The 16,955-nt window shown below is 72.7% G+C and carries 15 protein-coding genes; 8 read left to right on the forward strand and 7 right to left on the reverse strand.

Going from position 1 to position 16,955, the window contains the following annotated elements; genetic code table 11:
• Positions 1-102: 102 nt before the first annotated feature.
• Together ACZ59A_RS20555 and ACZ59A_RS20560 are read right to left on the reverse strand one after the other, a co-directional pair.
• Positions 103-2,280: an MMPL family transporter gene (locus ACZ59A_RS20555; RefSeq protein WP_470960514.1), complete on the reverse strand. Its 2,178-nt coding sequence runs from the start codon at positions 2,278-2,280 to the stop codon at positions 103-105.
• A gap of 5 nt (positions 2,281-2,285) precedes the next feature.
• Positions 2,286-3,677 (reverse strand): FAD-dependent oxidoreductase, encoded by a 1,392-nt coding sequence (locus ACZ59A_RS20560; RefSeq protein WP_470960515.1) that lies wholly within the window; start codon positions 3,675-3,677, stop codon positions 2,286-2,288.
• A gap of 134 nt (positions 3,678-3,811) precedes the next feature.
• Between ACZ59A_RS20560 and proP the strand changes: the two genes are divergently transcribed.
• Positions 3,812-5,233, forward strand: a complete 1,422-nt coding sequence (proP, locus tag ACZ59A_RS20565) for a glycine betaine/L-proline transporter ProP (protein ID WP_470960643.1) — start codon at positions 3,812-3,814, stop codon at positions 5,231-5,233.
• Between the two features lie 36 nt (positions 5,234-5,269).
• Here the strand turns inward: proP and ACZ59A_RS20570 are convergent, their stop codons facing one another.
• Positions 5,270-6,073 carry a helix-turn-helix domain-containing protein gene (locus tag ACZ59A_RS20570; protein WP_470960516.1) on the reverse strand — a complete coding sequence of 268 codons (804 nt, stop codon included), beginning with the start codon at positions 6,071-6,073 and terminating at the stop codon, positions 5,270-5,272.
• A gap of 93 nt (positions 6,074-6,166) precedes the next feature.
• On the opposite strand from ACZ59A_RS20570, the gene ACZ59A_RS20575 reads away from it, so the two are divergent.
• The 6 genes from ACZ59A_RS20575 (at position 6,167) to ACZ59A_RS20600 (ending at position 11,785) form a co-directional block, all read left to right on the forward strand.
• Complete coding sequence (locus ACZ59A_RS20575; protein WP_470960517.1) at positions 6,167-6,475, forward strand: 4a-hydroxytetrahydrobiopterin dehydratase; 309 nt, start codon at positions 6,167-6,169, stop codon at positions 6,473-6,475.
• A gap of 94 nt (positions 6,476-6,569) precedes the next feature.
• On the forward strand, positions 6,570-7,838 hold the full coding sequence (locus ACZ59A_RS20580; RefSeq protein WP_470960518.1) for an NAD(P)/FAD-dependent oxidoreductase: 1,269 nt from the start codon (positions 6,570-6,572) through the stop codon (positions 7,836-7,838).
• 122 nt (positions 7,839-7,960) lie between these two features.
• Complete coding sequence (locus ACZ59A_RS20585; RefSeq protein WP_470960644.1) at positions 7,961-8,635, forward strand: DUF1365 domain-containing protein; 675 nt, start codon at positions 7,961-7,963, stop codon at positions 8,633-8,635.
• Complete coding sequence (locus ACZ59A_RS20590; RefSeq protein ID WP_470960519.1) at positions 8,632-9,894, forward strand: class I SAM-dependent methyltransferase; 1,263 nt, start codon at positions 8,632-8,634, stop codon at positions 9,892-9,894. The genes ACZ59A_RS20585 and ACZ59A_RS20590 overlap by 4 nt, the downstream gene beginning before the upstream one ends.
• The gene (locus ACZ59A_RS20595; RefSeq protein WP_470960520.1) at positions 9,891-11,180 is read left to right on the forward strand and encodes a class I SAM-dependent methyltransferase; all 1,290 of its coding nucleotides are present in this window, start codon (positions 9,891-9,893) and stop codon (positions 11,178-11,180) included. Before ACZ59A_RS20590 ends, ACZ59A_RS20595 begins: the two co-directional genes overlap by 4 nt.
• Positions 11,177-11,785: a DUF1295 domain-containing protein gene (locus ACZ59A_RS20600; protein ID WP_470960521.1), complete on the forward strand. Its 609-nt coding sequence runs from the start codon at positions 11,177-11,179 to the stop codon at positions 11,783-11,785. The genes ACZ59A_RS20595 and ACZ59A_RS20600 overlap by 4 nt, the downstream gene beginning before the upstream one ends.
• Before the next feature lie 2 nt (positions 11,786-11,787).
• On the opposite strand, the gene ACZ59A_RS20605 is transcribed toward ACZ59A_RS20600, so the two are convergent.
• From ACZ59A_RS20605 to ACZ59A_RS20615, 3 genes are read right to left on the reverse strand one after another with little or no spacing between them, the layout of a single operon-like run.
• Complete coding sequence (locus ACZ59A_RS20605; RefSeq protein WP_470960522.1) at positions 11,788-13,158, reverse strand: cryptochrome/photolyase family protein; 1,371 nt, start codon at positions 13,156-13,158, stop codon at positions 11,788-11,790.
• A 24-nt stretch (positions 13,159-13,182) separates the two neighbouring features.
• Positions 13,183-13,986: an anti-sigma factor gene (locus ACZ59A_RS20610; protein WP_470960523.1), complete on the reverse strand. Its 804-nt coding sequence runs from the start codon at positions 13,984-13,986 to the stop codon at positions 13,183-13,185.
• A complete protein-coding gene (locus ACZ59A_RS20615) occupies positions 13,983-14,567 on the reverse strand; it encodes a sigma-70 family RNA polymerase sigma factor (protein WP_468045968.1) in 585 nt (194 codons plus the stop codon). The genes ACZ59A_RS20610 and ACZ59A_RS20615 overlap by 4 nt, the downstream gene beginning before the upstream one ends.
• Before the next feature lie 183 nt (positions 14,568-14,750).
• Here ACZ59A_RS20615 and ACZ59A_RS20620 point away from each other — a divergent pair, with 183 nt between their 5' ends.
• A complete protein-coding gene (locus tag ACZ59A_RS20620) occupies positions 14,751-15,671 on the forward strand; it encodes a class I SAM-dependent methyltransferase (RefSeq protein ID WP_470960524.1) in 921 nt (306 codons plus the stop codon).
• Between the two features lie 10 nt (positions 15,672-15,681).
• On the opposite strand, the gene ACZ59A_RS20625 is transcribed toward ACZ59A_RS20620, so the two are convergent.
• Complete coding sequence (locus ACZ59A_RS20625; protein ID WP_470960525.1) at positions 15,682-16,857, reverse strand: S1 family peptidase; 1,176 nt, start codon at positions 16,855-16,857, stop codon at positions 15,682-15,684.
• Positions 16,858-16,955 lie beyond the last annotated feature (98 nt).

Raw genomic sequence — 16,955 nt, forward strand, 5'->3', positions numbered from 1 at the left:
CCACCCACCACCCCCCCCCACCCCCCCCACCCAGCCCCCCCCCCCCCCCCCCCCCCCCCCCCCCCCCCCCCCCCCCCCCCCCCCGGCGCTTTGCGCGTCCTTCTACTTCTCCCGCAGGCCCACCTTGTCGTGCAGCGCCCGCAGCGGCTTCGGCGCCCACCAGTTGCCCTTGCCGACCAGCCGCATGAAGGCCGGTACCAGGGTGCCGCGGACCAGCGTGGCGTCCATCAGCACCGCGAGCGCCAGCCCGATCCCGATCGCCTTGAGATAGACGATGCCGGAGATCAGGAAGCCCAGGAACACGATGGCGATCAGCACCGCCGCGGCCGTGATCATCGAGCCGGTGCGCTCCAGCCCGAGGGCGACCGACGTCACGTTGTCGCCGGTTCTGTCGTACTCCTCCTTGATCCGGGACAGCAGGAACACCTCGTAGTCCATCGACAGCCCGAACGCGATGCAGAACAGCAGCACCGGCACGGTCCAGGTGATCGAGTCCGTGACCACGAAGTCGCCCACGATCCCCTCAAGATGGCCGTCCTGGAACCCCCACACCAGCACGCCCAGCGTGGCGCTCAGGCTCAGGCAGTTGAGGACCAGCGCCTTCAGCGGCAGCAGCAGGGAGCCGGTGAAGAGGAACAGCACGGTGAAGGAGCTGGCGGCGATCACCGCGAGCGCCAGCGGCAGCCGGGCGTTCATCGAGTCGATGGAGTCGGTCAGCTCCGCCGCGGGCCCGCCCACCTGGACGGGGTAGGGCGCCGGGAGGCCCCGGATGTCCGCGACCAGCGCGCGGCCCTCCTCCGACAGCGACTGGTGGCTGGGCACCACGGACAGGTAGGTGCTGTGGCCGGAGCCGAAGCGCGCCGAGAGGTCCGACGGCCGCTGCACCAGCCGCCCGTCGGCGAACGTCCCGGCCTCGCTGTCCACCCGGGACACATCGCCGAGCTTCGACAGCCGCTCGGCGTACGGCGCCACGTTCCGGTCGCCGGGCCCGGGGGTGCGGTCGAGGACCACGTTGAGCGCCTGGGTCTCCTGGGCCGGGAAGGTGTCCCGGATGTCGCTGCCGACCTGCCGGGCCTGGCTCTGGGCGGGCAGCACCCGCTCGTCCGGCAGGCTCAGCCGCAGATCGAGGAAGGGCGCGCCGAGCAGCAGCAGAAGCGCGGTGACGACACCCGCGACCGGCAGCGGGAACCGCATCACCCCGGTGGCCAGCCGGTGCCAGAAGCCCTCTCCCGGCTCGGTGGGAGCCGCGCGGCGGCCGGGGATCCGCCCCTTCTCGATGCGGTGGTCCAGCACCTTCAGCAGCGCGGGCAGGAAGGTGAGCGAGACGAACGCGGCGAGCAGGGCGGTCGGGATCCCGGCGTACGCGAACGAGCGCAGGAAGTAGAACGGGAACACCAGCAGCGCCCCGAGCGCCAGGGTCACCGTCACCGCGGAGAACAGCACGGTGCGGCCCGCGGTGCGCAGCGTCGTGGCGATGGCCTGATCGGTCTGCGCGCCCTGGTTCCGTTCCTCCCGGTAGCGCTTGATGAGGATCAGGCTGTAGTCGATGGCGAGGCCGAGCCCGAGGCCGGTGGTGACATTGCTGGCGAGGGCGGAGACCTCGGTGAACAGGGTCAGGATCCGGATGACCAGCAGCACCGACAGGATGGTCAGCCCGCTGACCATCAGCGGCACCAGGGCGGCGACCACGCTGCGGAACACGAACAGCATGACGACCAGCAGGACCGGGAACGTCACCGCCTCGATCTTGATGAGGTCCTGCTCGGTGGTCTCGGACATCTCCTTGTCGGCGAGGGCGTTGCCGCCCACCCGGAGGTCCAGCCCCTCGGCGCGGTGCTCGTACCGGGCCTCCAGCCGCTTGAAGGTGTTCTGGACCTGGTCCTCGTCGCCGGAGATCCGGGCCATCAGCAGCGCCTGGCGGCCGTCCTTCGCGCGCAGCGGCTCGGCCTTGCCCAGCGACCAGTACGACGCGGCCTGCTCGACCCCGGGCTCATGGGCGACGCGTTCGGTGAGCCGGGCGCCCGCGGCGGCCACGGCGGGGGAGTCCACGCCCCGTTTGTCGGATATGAGCAGGACGAGGTCCGGGGCGCCCGCCCGGAATCTGTCGTCCATGACCTTCGCGGTCTTCGCGGACTCCGTCGACTCGTCGACGAACCCTCCGGCGGACAGCTCCTGGATCACTCCGCCGCCCAGCGCGCCCGCGATGACCAGCAGCGCTCCGGACAGATACAGCACCAGTTTGCTGCGGTGGCAGGTGAACCGGGCCAGTGAGGCGAACAATGGGGCTAACCCTTCTCGCGCCGCATCCCCCGCGAGCGATTGACCCGCAGGGCACGCAGCAGCGTGGACGGTGCGGCCAGGGAACGGGGATGGGTGCGCATGTACGTCACCGAGTTGAACCGCACGGCGACGGACCGGTCCGTCACCGAGGCGTCGGCGATCTGTTGGGCGAACCACTGGGAGAGGCGGTAGCCGCGCGGATACGGGCCGGTCACGTCCGGCCGGGCGAGGTCGGCCGCGGTGGATATCTGCCAGGCGGCGTCCACCACGACGCGCTGCATCGTGAAGAAGCTCCGGGCGGGGGCGTCGAGGTCCGGCCGGGAGCGCAGATACTCCGACAGGGCCGAGGCGTGCAGCGTCGCCGAGGACATGCCCTGCCCGTAGATCGGGTTGAACGACGCGACCGCGTCACCGACGCTGATCAGCCGGGCGGGGAAGCGGGTGAGGAGATGGAAGTCACGGCGGCGGCTGTCGGCCTGGTGGTACGGGAGGATCTCGCCGAGCTGATCGCCCGCGACCGCCTCGCGGTAGACCGGCGGCAGCTCGCCGCACAGCTTCCGGAACTCGCCCACGTCCCGGATCGGCGACTGCCTCCCGTAGTTGGCCAGGGTGATCAGCCAGCGGTCGCCCTCGATGGCGGTGATCGCGCCGCTCGCCACCCGCGGCGGGGTCGCGGTGGGGGTCCGGTAGGCGATGGCCGCGGCCAGCTCCGGGTCGGCGCTGGTGCGCCGGAAGTAGCCGGTGGCGTAGTCGATGTTGATGGCCATCCGCCGCATCGCGGGCCGCTGCCAGCCGTTCTGCTCCAGCCAGTCGCCGAGCTTGCTGGCCCGCCCCATGGCGTCCACGACGAAATCGGCCTCTTCGACCCATTCATCCCCGTCTGCCCCGCATCGCACCCCGCTGACCGCGCCAGCGCGGAACTCCAGCCCCCGGGCGCGGCAGGTGAGGACCTTCACATTGGGCAGGGCCAGGGTGCGGCGGCGGACCAGTGACTCCAGGAACGGCCGGCTGCTGGAGATGAGCCCCATCGTGCCGTCGCTCACCTTGGGGGTGCCGTCGGCGTAGGCCCGGATCGTGTACGGGGACGAAACGATCGCGCCGCCCGCCCTCGCCTCGTCCTCGAATCCGGGGAACAGCCGCTGCAGCTGCATCCGGCCGCCGTGCATCAGCGTGTGCAACTGCCCGTCGTGCGGGGTACCCGGCCGTGGAGCCGCGGCGGCGGGTAACGCGTCCCGCTCCACGATCACCACGCTCTCGGCATGGTCGGACAGCACCCGGGCCGCCAGCATTCCGGCCATACTCCCGCCGAGTACAACGGCCTTGCCCATCAGGATCTCGGTTTTCGCGATCGGTTCGTCCGTACTGAGCCGGGCGAAGACACGGGCGGCTGACTCCATCACGAGACCTCCAGACCGGTTTTACGCATCAACCAGGAACTGCTGGGTAGGCGCCCGAATCCGCCTGACGAAGAGAGAGAAAAGCTGTGCCTGCCCTGACCGATTCCGATGCCCCCGCCGCAGCCCGGCACCCCATGCTCCACCGCGCCATCAAGCGGCGCAAGAACCCTCCTCTGCGGCGCAGTGACATCACTGTCACCGAGGAGAAGGACGTTCACCGCGCGGTCAAAGCCGCGGCGCTCGGGAACGCCATGGAGTGGTTCGACTTCGGGATCTACAGCTATCTCGCGGTCACCATCGGCAAGGTCTTCTTCCCCGGCGGAAACGCCACGATCCAGGTCCTGTCCTCCTTCGCGACGTTCGCGGTGGCCTTTCTCGTACGGCCGGTGGGAGGTATGTTTTTCGGGCCGCTCGGTGACCGCATCGGGCGGAAGAAGGTGCTGTCCTTCACCATGATCATGATGGCGACGAGCACGCTCGCCATCGGCCTCATCCCGGGCTATCACTCCATCGGCTACGCCTCGCCCGCGCTCCTCATCCTGTTCCGGATGCTGCAGGGATTCTCCACCGGCGGTGAATACGGCGGCGCGTCCACGTTCATCGCCGAATACGCCCCCGACAAGCGGCGCGGCTTCTTCGGCAGCTTCCTCGAATTCGGCACCCTCATCGGCTACACCGCCGCGGCCGGACTGGTCACCATCCTGACCGTGACGCTCTCCGACGACGCGATGAACTCCTGGGGCTGGCGCATCCCGTTCCTGGTCGCCGCGCCCATCGGACTGGTCGGCCTGTACCTGCGGCTGAAGCTGGACGAGACCCCCGCCTTCCAGAAGCTGGAGGACGAGGCGGCATCGTCGCAGGAGCGCACGACGCTCCCGTTCTGGCAGGTGTTCCGGACCCAGTGGCGCGCGATGGTGCTGTGCATGGCGCTGGTCGCCGCGTACAACGTCACCGACTACATGCTGCTGTCGTACATGCCGACGTACCTCTCGTCGACGCTCCACTACAGCTCCACGAGCGCCCTCGTCTCGATCATCATCGTGATGGTGGTGCTCATGGCGGCCATCACCTTCGTCGGACGGCTCTCCGACCGCATCGGGCGCAAGCCGATTCTGCTGGCCGGGTCCATCGGCTTCTTCGTCCTCGCCGTGCCCTCCTTCCTGCTCATCAAGCAGGGCGGCATCGTCCCCGTTTTCGCGGGTCTGCTGCTGCTGGGCGTGTGTCTGCTGACCTACGTCGCCGTGATGTCGGCCTCCCTGCCCGCGCTCTTCCCGACCGATGTGCGCTACGGCTCCCTGTCCATCGCCTTCAACATCTCCGTCTCCCTCTTCGGCGGCACCACCCCGCTGGTCGTCGAGGCTCTGGTCAGCGGCACCGGCGACGACCTGATGCCCGCGTACTACACGATGCTCGCGGCCATCGTCGGCATCATCGCCTCGGCCGTGATGAAGGAGACGGCCCGCCAGCCGCTGGAGGGCTCGCCGCCCTCGGTCGCGACCAAGGAGGAGGCCATCGCCCTGGTCGAGTCCCAGTCCCCGCAGACCCCGCGCCTGTGACCCCGGCGCTTCCGCACCGGGCCCTCGACCGGGTCCCTACGGCAGCGTGATGCCGTTGAGCGCGGTGGCGGTCTCCGGGTCGGCCGGGAGGAACGTCTCGATGGCCAGCTCGGAGACGGTCACGTCCATGGGGGTGTTGAACGTCGCGATCGTCGAGATGAACGACAGCGTCCGCCCGCCGTGCTCGATCATCATCGGCAGCGCGAACGGCGCGTGGCCGCCACCCGCGGCCGACTCCCGGCCACCGCACTCGGGCAGCGGATAGCCCGCCACCTCGTCGTACAGCTCGCGCAGCGGTGCGGACCGCATCAGCGCGAGCTGGCGGTCCATCTGGTCCAGCAGATGGCCGCGCCACTCACGGAGGTTGCGGATGCGCGGGGCGAGCCCGTCCGGGTGGAGGGTGAGCCGCATCGCGTTCACCGGCGGGGCGAGCAGATGGTCCGCCACGCCCTCCAGCAGCGCCTTGATGCCCCGGTTGGCCGCCAGCACCTGGTACGTCCCGTCCAGCACCAGCGCCGGATACGGCTCGTAGCCGGTCAGCAGCCGCTCCATCCCCTCGCGCAGCGCGCTCATCGACGGATCGTTCACCGTCCGCTCAGGGTAGTGCGGGGCGTATCCGGCGGCGATCAGCAGCGCGTTGCGCTCCCGTACCGGCACATCGAGGTGGTCGGCCAGCCGCAGCACCATCTCCTGGCTCGGCCGGGACCGGCCCGTCTCGATGAAGCTGATGTGGCGGGCCGAAGAGCCGGCGCGCAGCGCCAGCTCCAGCTGGCTGATCCGCCGCCGGTCCCGCCACGCACGCAGCAGCGCGCCCACCCCGGGCGGCGCGACAGTTGTCATGCCCCGAAGGTAACGGACCCGCGGCGGTGCCCGTGGCAGGGTGGAAGGCCGAGCCGTCACCCGACGACCTGTACGAGGAAGGGAGCCGCCGCCATGGCAGTCGAGCCGCTGGCCCGCGAGGAGATCGAGGAGCGCCTGGAGCAGCTGCCCGGCTGGTCGTTCGCGGACGACCAGCTCTCCCGTACGTACGTCTTCGACGGGCATCCGCAGGCCGCGGGGCTGGTCGCGGAGGTCGCCCGGATCCAGGACGAGCTGGGCCACCACTCCGATCTGACCCTCGGCTACAACAAGGTCACCGTCACCGTGAACACCCACAGCGTCGGCGGCAAGGTCACCGCGCTCGACTTCGGGCTCGCCCGCCGCGTCGAGGACGCCGCCCCCGGTCACGGGGCCCATACCTGAACCCGCCGCCCCCGCGCGGGAATCGTGACCAAACCGCTCCCCGACCGGCTCCGAATACCCCCATGAAAGGGCGGTGCCGAACGGAGGAGCGGGCATGGGCGGGCAGCGGCAGCGGATCGCCGTCGTCGGCAGCGGAGTGGCGGGACTGACCGCTGCGTACGTACTGCGACGCACGCACGACGTCTCGCTGTACGAGGCGGACGACCGGCTGGGCGGCCACGCCCACACCCACCACGTGGCGGCCCCCGGCGGGCGGGTGTGGCCGGTCGACAGCGGGTTCATCGTCCACAACGAGCGCACCTACCCGCAGCTGCTGAAGCTCTTCCGCGAACTCGGCGTCTCCACCCAGGAGTCCGAGATGAGCATGTCCGTGGTGTGCGAGGGCTGCGGACTGGCGTACGCCGGGGCGCGCGGCCTGCCCGGGCTGCTCGCGCGCCCCTCCAACGCCGTCCGCGGCCGCTATCTGCGCATGCTCGCCGAGGTCCCGGCCTTCCACCGGGCCGCCCGCCGCCTCCTCGACCGGGAGCCGGACGACACGGTCACCCTGCGCATGTTCCTCACCATCGGCGGCTGGTCGCGCTACTTCGTCTCCCACTTCCTCACCCCGCTGGTCTCCGCCGTCTGGTCCTGCGACGCCGAGAGCGCGCTGCGCCAGCCCGCCCACTACCTGTTCCGCTTCCTCGACCACCACGGCATGCTGTCGGTCACCGGCGCCCCGCCCTGGAGAACGGTGACCGGCGGGTCGCGCCGTTACGTCGAGGCCATCGCCAAACAGCTCTCCGCCCTCCACACCTCCGCCCCCGTGCGCACCGTCGTCCGCCACCCCGACGGCGTCGACCTCGTCACCGAGGACGGTGAACACGCCGCGTACGACGCCGTCGTGATCGCCGTCCACGCCGACCAGGCGCTGCGGCTGCTGGAGCGCCCCACCGACGAGGAACGCGACATCCTCGGCGCCTTCCGCTACTCCCGCAACGACACCGTGCTGCACACCGACCCCGCCCTGCTGCCGCGCCACCGCCGCGCCCGGGCCGCCTGGAACTACCGGATGCCGTCCTGCGCCGCCCCCTCCGGCGGGGTGCTCATCAGCTACGACATGAACCGCCTCCAGCGGCTCGACGCGCCCCGCGACCACATCGTCACCCTGAACGGCGGCGAACGCGTGGACGAGGACCGGGTGCTGGCCCGCATGGTGTACGAACACCCCGTCCACACCCCCGAGTCGGTGGCCGCCCAGCAGTGGCTGCTGTCCCTCAACGACCGCGTCACCGCGTTCGCCGGGGCCTACCACGGCTGGGGCTTCCACGAGGACGGCTGCGCCTCCGGCGCCCGAGCCGCCGCCGCACTGGGGGTGCGCTGGTGAACCTCCCACGCCCCCGCCAAGCCGCCCGCCCCCGGGCCCGTACCCCCGCCGCGCCCGGTACGCCCGTCACCCGCACGCCCGCCCTCTACGACAGCGTCGTCACCCACGTCCGCAGCCGGCCGCTGCGCCATGGCTTCGCCCACCGCACCTACCTGTGGCTGGTCGACCTCGACCATCTTCCGCGTCCGCCCCGGGCGCTGGGTCCGCTCGCGCGCTTCGACCCGCGCGACCACTTCGCGGGCACCGGGCCCACCCTCCGTGCCGCCCTCGACCGCTGGCTCACCGCACAGGGCGTCACCCCGCCCGGCGGGCGGGTGCTGATGCTCGGGCACGCCCGCGTCCTCGGCCATGTCTTCAACCCGCTCACCCTCTACTGGTGCCACGACCGCGCGGGGGCCGCCGTCCTCGTCGTCGCCGAGGTGCACAACACCTACGGCGAACGCCACTGCTATCTGCTGCGCCCCGACGAGGAGGGCCGGGCGCACACCGCCAAGGACTTCTACGTCTCGCCGTTCTTTCCCGTGGACGGCGGCTACCGGATGCGGCTGCCGCGCCCCGCCGAAGAACTCGCCCTGACCGTCCATCTGGAGCGCGAGGGAGTGCGGCCGTTCACCGCGACCGTACGGGGCAGGGCCCGCCCCGCCACCCCGCGCGCCCTGCTGCGCGCCGCCATCCGCCACCCCTGGGCCACCGCCGCCGTCAGCTGGCACATCCGGCTCCAGGGCATCCGGCTGTACCTGCGCGGGCTGCCCCTCCAGCCGCGCCCCCGACACCCCGTACAGGAGGGCATGGAGTGACCGAACTGCACCACGCCACCGGCGCCGCCCACCGCCCGGCCGTCGACGCCGCGCGCTGGCCCGCCGTGGCCGACCGGCCCCGCCCCTCCCGGCCCCGCGACGCCCTGGCCCGGCCACTGGTCCGCCGGGCGCTGGCCCGGCTGCCGCTGCGGGTGCGGTACGGCACCGGGCCCGTCCACGGCACCACCGGGCCGCTGCTGGAGATCGCCGACCCCGAGGCGTTCGTCCGGCGCATCGGCCGGGACGGGCTCATCGGCTTCGGCGAGTCGTACCTCGCCCACGAGTGGGACGCGGCGGACCTGGTGGGCGTGCTCACCGTGTTCGCCGAACACGCCGACCGCATCGTCCCCCGCTGGGCGCAGCGGCTGCGCGGCGCCTGGGCCCCGGCGCACCCCGTCGGGCAGCACAACACCCTGGAGGCGGCCCCCAAACACGTCCATCACCACTACGACCTGTCCAACGAGCTGTTCGCGCTCTTCCTCGACCCCACCCTCAGCTACTCCACCGCCCTCTTCAGCCGCCTCCCCGCGCGGTGGGACGACCTCGCCGCCGCCCAGCACCGCAAGATCGACCGGCTGCTCGACCTCGCCGGGGTCGGCCCCGGCACCCGGCTGCTGGAGATCGGCACCGGCTGGGGCGCGCTCGCCCTGCGCGCCGCCCTGCGCGGGGCCCACGTGGTGACCGCCACCCTCTCCGAGGAACAGCGCAGGCTCACCGCGCGGCGCGCCCTGCGCGACGGGCTCACCGACCGGATCACCCTGCTGCTGCGCGACTACCGGGAGCTGGAGGGCCAGTACGACGCCATCGTCAGCGTCGAGATGATCGAGGCCGTCGGGGCGGCGTACTGGCCCCGCTACTTCCGCACCCTGCAGGAGCTGCTCGCCCCCGGCGGCCGGATAGCCCTCCAGGCCATCACCATGCCGCACGACCGGATGCTCGCCACCCGCCACACCTACACGTGGATCCAGAAGTACATCTTCCCCGGCGGCTTCCTGCCCTCCGTCGCCGCCCTCGAACAGTGCGCCGCCCGCCACACCCGGCTGCGCATGGCCCGCCGGGACGCCTACGGCGACCACTACGCCCAGACCCTGCGGCTGTGGCGGGAACGCTTCACCGCCCATGACGCGCAGGTGGCCGACCTCGGCTTCGACGCCACCTTCCGCCGCATGTGGACCTTCTACCTCGCCTACTCCGAAGCGGGCTTCCGCGCCCGCTACCTCGACGTCCAGCAGATCCTGCTCCAGGAGGCAGACCGATGAGCGACGCGGCCCCCACCCTCGCCCCGATCGCCGAACGCCTGCTCGGCGGGCCGCTGCCGGTGCGGCTGTGCGCCTGGGACGGCAGCGAGGCGGGCCCGCCGGACGCGCCCCGCGTCGTCCTGCGCTCGCCGCGCGCCGTGCGGCGGCTGCTGTGGCAGCCCGGCGAACTCGGCCTCGCCGAGGCGTACATCAGCGGCGACCTCGACGTCGAAGGCGACCTCACCGACGCGCTGCGCGCCGTATGGCACGCCCTCCGCGAGCACTCCGCCACCCCGCCCCGGGTCTCCCTCGCCGCCCGCGCCCGGGCCGCCGCCCGCGCCGCCCGGATCGGCGCCGTCGGGCCCCCGCCCGCCGCCCCCGGCGGCCGCGCCCGCCTCGGCGGCGCCCCGCACTCCCGGTCCCGCGCCCGCGCCGCCATCAGCCACCACCACGCCTTCCTCAGCGAGTTCTACGAGCGGCTGCTCGACCCCTCGATGGCGTACTCCTGCGCCTACTGGACCAGCCACGACCCTTCGTACGGCCTCGCCGACGCCCAGCGCGACAAGCTGGAGGTCATCTGCCGCAAGCTCGCGCTCGTCCCCGGCGCCCGGCTCCTCGACATCGGCTGCGGCTGGGGCGCCCTCGCCCTGTACGCGGCCGACCGCCACAAGGCGCAGGTCACCGCCGTCACGCTGGTGCCCGAGGAGCGCGACTTCGTGCGGACACGGGTCGACGAACTGGGCCTGGGCCAGTTCGTCGACGTCGTCCTGAGCGACTACCGCGATCTGCCGGGCGGCCAGTACGAGGCCGTCGCCTGCGTGGAGATGGGCGAACACGTCGGCCACGACCAGTACCCGGGTCTCGCCCGCACCTTCCACGGCATGCTGCGGCCCGGCGGCCGCGCCCTCGTCCAGCAGATGTCGCGCGCCGCCGGAACCCCCGGCGGTGGCGCCTTCATCGAAAGCTACGTCGCCCCCGACCTCCATATGCGGCCCCTCGGCGAAACCATCGGGCTGCTGGAGGCCGCCGGGCTGGAAGTGCGCTCCGCCGAGTCCCTGCGCGAACACTACGTCCGCACGGTCGGCGCCTGGCGCGAGGCGCTGGAGGCCCAGTGGGACGCCTTCCGGCTGCTGGCGGGCGACGACACCGCCCGGATGTGGCGGCTCTACCTGGCCGGTGGCGCGCTCGCCTTCGAGGAGCGGCGCATGGGCATCGACCAGATCCTCGCCGTACGGCCCACCGCGCGCGGGCTCAGCGGCATGCCCGACACGCCCGCGGACTGGTATCCGGCGCTGGAGGTGGCGTGACCGCGTTCCCCTGGGCCCCCTTCGGGGCGGGCCTGGTGTACAGCGCCGTCGCCGCGTTCGTCGTCATGCTGCTCACCTTCCTCGTCGCCCTCGCCAAGGGAGTCCACCGCATCGTCGACGTGGCGTGGGGGCTCGGCTTCACCGCCATCGCCCTCGTCACCTTCGCCGCCTCCGACGGCCACGGCGACGGCACCCGGCGGCTGCTGGCCACCGTGCTCACCGCCGTCTGGGGGCTGCGGCTCGCCGTCCACATCGGCGTACGGCGATGCGGGCACGGCGAGGACCCCCGCTACGAACGCCTCCTCGCCCGCGCCCCCGGCAACCGCCACCTCTACGCCCTGCGCGCCGTCTACCTCCCCCAGGCCGCCCTCATCTGCCTCGTCTCCCTCCCGGTCCAGGCCGCCCAGTACGCCACCGGCTCCCTGGGGACCGTGGCGTCGGTCGGCGTGGCGCTGTGGCTCCTCGGCCTCACCTTCGAAACCCGGGGGAGCGGCACGGCCCTCCTCGAACGCCATATGGCCGGCCGCCCGGTCCACGCCGCCCGCACGAGCGGATTCCTCCCCCTGCCCCGCCGTTCCCCGGCCCTCAACCGCCGGAGGGGCTGAATTCAGGGGGTGTGGCGGGCCTGGCGGAAGCGGGTGGCGGCTTCGTCGAGGTCCACGATCGGGCGCGGGTAGGGGACCGCTTCGGGGAGCGTCCAGGGGGTGTGGACGCGGCGGTCGGGGACGGCCGCCAGTTCCGGTACCCACCGGCGTACGTACGCGCCGTCGGGGTCGAACCGGCGGGCCTGGGCGAGGGGGTTCAGGACCCGGTTGGGGCGGGTGTCCGTGCCCGTTCCGGCCACCCACTGCCAGTTCAGCTGGTTGTTCGCCACGTCCCCGTCGACCAGCAGGTCCAGGAAGTGCCGCGCCCCCACCCGCCAGTCGACGTACAGCGTCTTCGTCAGGAAGCTCGCCACCAGCAGCCGGGCCCGGTTGTGCATCCACCCCTCCGCCGCCAGTTGCCGCATGCCCGCGTCGACCAGCGGATAGCCGGTGCGGCCCGCCCGCCAAGCGGCGATGGCGGTCTCGTCCGACCGCCAGCGGTCGCCCCGCGGGCGGTAGTCGGTGTGGGAGGCGTCCGGGCGGGCGGCGAGGACCTGGTGGTGGAAGTCGCGCCAGGCGAGCTGCCGTACGAAGGCGTCGGCGCCGGGCCCGCCGGACTTCCGGGCGCGGTGGACCAGTTCCACGGGGGAGAGGCAGCCGAAGTGGAGGTAGGGGGAGAGGCGCGAGGTGGCGTCGCCCGCCAGGTCGTCATGGCGGTCGGCGTACGCGGCCAGCCCCGACCGCAGCCACGCGTCGAGGCGTCGGCGCCCGGCCCGCTCGCCGCCCTCGGGCAGTCCGGGGGAGGTGCTGCCCGGGGCGAGCGAGGACACGGCCGACAGCGGTTCGGACCGTACGCCGGAGGGGACCCGTACGGCGCGCGGCGCGGCGAGCGGTCTGCGCTGTTCGACGCCCTGCCAGGCGCGGAAGTACGGGGTGAAGACCGCGAAGTGGTCCTTCCCCGGGCCGGAGGGGGTCAGGGAGCCCGGCTCGGCCGCCGTCACGACGGTGCCGTGCACCCGCAGAACGCCCCCGCCCAGCGCCTCCCGCAGCCTCTCCTCCCGCCGCCCCGCGAACGCGCTCACCCCGCCCGCGATGTGCACCTCCCCGGCGCCGGTCTGCTCGGCCACCCGGCGGATCTCCTCCACCGCGTCACCCGTACGGACGACCAACCGGCCGCCGCGCTCCCGCAGGCCCGCGTCGAGGTCGGCCAGGCAGTCCCGCAGGAACGCCACGCGGTTGGGCACGGCGAACCCCGCCCCCGCCACCCGGCGGTCCACGACGAACAGCGGGACGACCCGGTCGGCCGAGCGGACCGCCGCACCCAGCACGGGGTTGTCGCGCAGCCGCAGGTCGGAGGTGAAGACGGCGATCGAGGTGGTGGGTGTGGTGGTCACTCCTCTCCCTTACACCCGGCGCCCTCACCCCGCCGGGAACGACATCAGCCCGATCGGGTCCGTGGTGGGCGCCTTGGAGCCCCCGGCGGGCTCGACCGTCAGCCCCACGCCGGACGCCTTCCCGACCGTGCCGCTCAGCAGCGCGGCCGTGCCGCCGCCGGTCCCGGTGCCGGCGGAGTCCATGAGCCCGGCCGACCGCATCGTGCCGCCGTCGCTGAACCACAGCTGGTACACCCGCCCCTCGGGCGGTTTCGGCAGGCCGGAGGCGAGGAACGCGGCCTTGTCCAGCCCGTGCGAGACGACGACCGTCCCCGTGGCCCCGTTCGTCAGCTTGGCGTTGCGGCTGTGGGCGTCCGGGGCGGCCAGCACCTCGGTCACCGCCGCCGCCCGCGCCAGCTGCTGTTCGGAGCGGCGGGCCGTATCGCGCGCGTCGGACGCCTGCTGGTTCTGCCACGCGGCGACCCCGCCGAGCGCCACCGCCCCGGCGAGACAGGCCGCCAGCGCGAAGTTCTGCCAGCGCCCGCGCGCGGCACGCCGGGGCGGGGAGCCGCCGCCGGAGAACTCCGGTTCGTTCCTCGCCACCCGCGGCGGATCCTGGCGGACGGTGGCGATCCGCCGCATCACATCGTCCTTGAGCACCGGCGACGGCGTCAGGGAGGTGGCCATGCCGAGTTTGGCGGCGGTGGCCCGTAGCTCCCGTACCTCCTGCGCGCATGCCTCGCAGTCGCCGAGATGCCGCTCGAAGGCCAGCAGTTCCCGCCCGGAGAGGGCGTACACCGCGTAGGCGCCGGTCAGTGTGTGCAGATCCGCTCGGTCCGCTCTGGTCATGCTCCGACCCCCATGCAGTCGCGAAGCCGGATGAGTCCGTCCCGGAGTCTGGTCTTCACCGTGCCGAGCGGCAGCTGGAGCAGTTCCGCCACCTCACGGTAGGTACGGCCACGGTAGTAGGCGAGCGTCACGGACTGACGCTGCAGCTCGGTGAGCGTCTGCATGCAGCGCCGCACCTGTTCGCGCTCCAGCCTGGCCTCCACCTGCTCCGTCACCTCGTCGAAGGCCGGGGTGCGGTTCAGCAGCGCGGCGCGCTCCTCGCGGTCCGACGCGGACTGCGCGGACCGTACGCGGTCGACGGCGCGCCGGTGCGCGAGCGTCATGATCCACGCCATGGCGCTGCCCCGGGAGGGCTCGAACCGGGCGGCGGTCCGCCACACCTCGACCAGCACCTCCTGGGTGACCTCCTCCGCCTGGGCGGGGTCGCGCAGCAGACTGCGCGTCAGCCCGAGGACGGACCCGCTCACGGCGTCGTAGAGCGCTGCGAAGGCGTTCTGATCCCCCCGGGCCACCAATCCGAGCAACTCCTCGAGGTTGGGGCCCCTGGGGGCCGGTCCACCGATGAACACGGGCTCTCTCACTAGCCGTCCTTCCGGATGAGCGTTACTGCACCACCCACGTGTCGTATCTCATTCGTCGCCCGGGCGGGCGCGGATTGGTCAACATGAGCCGAACACGCGTGGAGTTCTCGCACGGACCGGCGAATTTGCCGTTACGGCAAGGAAGTTTGGCAATTCGGCCCCGATGCGAGCAGGCTCACGGCCATGAGCGCACACGAGCACGACCACAGCCATGGCCACGGCCACAGCCACGACCACCACGGCACCGGGCAGCCCGACTGGGGCGCCTTCGCCCCGCTCCTCGAACGGGGCGCCGAGCTGCACGCCCCTGCCCACGAACAGGCCGCCGCCTGGCTGCGCGAGAGAGTCGCGGCGGGCGGCGGCTCCGTGCGCCGCGTCCTCGACGTGGGCAGTGGCCCCGGCGTGGTGACCTGCCTCCTCGCCCAGGCGTTCCCGGACGCCGAGGTCGTGGCCGTGGACGGTGCGCCCGCCCTGCTGGAGCGGGCCCGGGAGCGCGCCGCCCGGCTCGGGCTCGCCGACCGCGTCACCACGCTGGCCGTCGAGCTGCCGGACGGGCTCGACCCGGCCACGTTCGGCACCGCGGATCTGATCTGGTCGAGCCGGACCGTGCACCATCTGGGGGATCAGCTCGACGCGCTGCGCAGGCTCGCCGCGGCCCTGCGCCCCGGCGGGCTGCTGGCGGTCGGCGAGGGCGGGCTGCCGCCCCGCTTCCTGCCCCGGGACGCGGGACTCGGCCGCCCCGAACTGCTGGCCCGGCTCGATGCCGTTCAGGGGGACGCGTTCGCCGAGATGCGGGCCGAGCTGCCGGGCGCGACGGAGACTGTCGAGGACTGGCCCGGGATGCTCACGGCGGCCGGTCTCACCGGCGCCACCAGCCGCAGCTTCCTGCTCGACCTGCCCGCCCCGCTGGACGGAAACGCCCGCGAGGCCCTGCGGACCGAGCTGGCCCATCGGCGCGAGGCCGCCGCCGACCGTCTCGACGACGGCGACCTCGCCGCCCTGGACCGGCTGCTCGACCCGGATGACGAGGCCGGGCTCATGCGGCGGCCGGATGTCTTCCTCCTGGCCGCGCACACCATTCATGTGGCGGCCCGGACGGAGTGACGCAGGGGCGTCAGCCGGTGGTGAGGGTGAGCCCGTAGGCGCTGAGGATCGGGTTCACCGGCTGGTAGTACGTCGTACCGCCGACGGTGCAGTTGCCGGAGCCGCCGGAGAGGACGCCCTGCGCCTCGGTGCCGGAGACGAAGGAGCCGCCCGAGTCGCCGGGCTCGGCGCACACGTTGGTGCGGGTCACGCCGCGGATGGTGCCCTCGGGGTAGACCACGCTGGTGTTGTGCTGCTGGATCGTGCCGCAGTGCCAGCCGGTGGTCGAGCCCGAGCGGCAGACGGACGAGCCGACCGGCGACTCCTGGGATCCGGTGACCGTGACGGTGGTGGAGTCGGGGCCGATCACCAGGGGCGTGGGCGTCCAGTCGGCGTTGGTGGCCACCCACGCGTAGTCGCTGCGGGGGAAGACCGAGCCCTGAAAGGTGCCCTGCGCGACGCGGTTGAAGCCGGTGGTGGTGTCGCCCGCGTCGCCGCAGTGCCCGGCGGTGACGAAACCGGCCTGGGTGTCCTGGGTGACGGAGAAGCCGATGGAGCAGCGGGCGGTGGCATTGATGTAGTACGCCTCACCGCCCCGCAGGTCATAAAGGGGAGCCGGGCGCTCGGCCGACTCCACGATCCGCACCATGCCGCGGTCGACGCCGCTGGCGTCGATGAACCGCTGGGCCGCGGTGGGCTGGGCCGACTGGACGACGACGCTGTTGCTCTTCACGTCCACGTACCAGAGGGAGGCGGTGGTGGCGGACGGGGGGCGCTCCTCGGACACCCGGTCCAGCGCGTCCTTCGTGGCGTTCAGTTGCTCAAGGCTGTGGCCGACGACGGTGGCCTTGGCACCGGCGGCCGTGATGGCGCCGCTCTGGGTCTGGTCGGTGGTGCCGACGGTGAGTTCGGCGGTGTTCCCGGTCACCCAGGTGCCCGCGTAGCTGCTGCCGAGGTTCTTGCGCATGCCGGGTTCGGCCTGTCCGGCCTTGTATTCGTTCGATATCCGGGTCCGCGCCTCGTCGGCCGTCAGACCGAGGTCGCGCTGCATGGCGGCCAGCACCTCGGGCGGGATCTCCCGGTGGGAACCGGGCGGCGGGGAGGGGCTCGCCGTGGCGGGTATGCCCGCGCCTGCGAGGAACAGGGCGGCTATGGCGACGGTGCAGCCCGTGGCGAGCTCAAGACCATGACGACGTCTGCGGCGCATAGTGCGTTCTCCTGTCGCGTGTCACGCTGCGTGCTCTACTGAGCGCCAAGCGTAATTGCGGTGACAGGGGACCGCGCGGCGGGCGCGGGCATGACGCC

The organism is Streptomyces sp. NPDC040405, assembly GCF_055595765.1.

Coding starts and splice junctions, on each gene's coding strand:
- ACZ59A_RS20595 (WP_470960520.1), top strand. CDS start 9,891: ATGAGCGACGCGGCCCCCACCCTCGCCCCGATCGCCGAACGCCTGCTC.
- ACZ59A_RS20610 (WP_470960523.1), bottom strand. CDS start 13,986: ATGACCAGAGCGGACCGAGCGGATCTGCACACACTGACCGGCGCCTAC.
- ACZ59A_RS20560 (WP_470960515.1), bottom strand. CDS start 3,677: ATGGAGTCAGCCGCCCGTGTCTTCGCCCGGCTCAGTACGGACGAACCG.
- ACZ59A_RS20575 (WP_470960517.1), top strand. CDS start 6,167: ATGGCAGTCGAGCCGCTGGCCCGCGAGGAGATCGAGGAGCGCCTGGAG.
- ACZ59A_RS20625 (WP_470960525.1), bottom strand. CDS start 16,857: ATGCGCCGCAGACGTCGTCATGGTCTTGAGCTCGCCACGGGCTGCACC.
- ACZ59A_RS20620 (WP_470960524.1), top strand. CDS start 14,751: ATGAGCGCACACGAGCACGACCACAGCCATGGCCACGGCCACAGCCAC.
- ACZ59A_RS20570 (WP_470960516.1), bottom strand. CDS start 6,073: ATGACAACTGTCGCGCCGCCCGGGGTGGGCGCGCTGCTGCGTGCGTGG.
- proP (WP_470960643.1), top strand. CDS start 3,812: ATGCTCCACCGCGCCATCAAGCGGCGCAAGAACCCTCCTCTGCGGCGC.
- ACZ59A_RS20580 (WP_470960518.1), top strand. CDS start 6,570: ATGGGCGGGCAGCGGCAGCGGATCGCCGTCGTCGGCAGCGGAGTGGCG.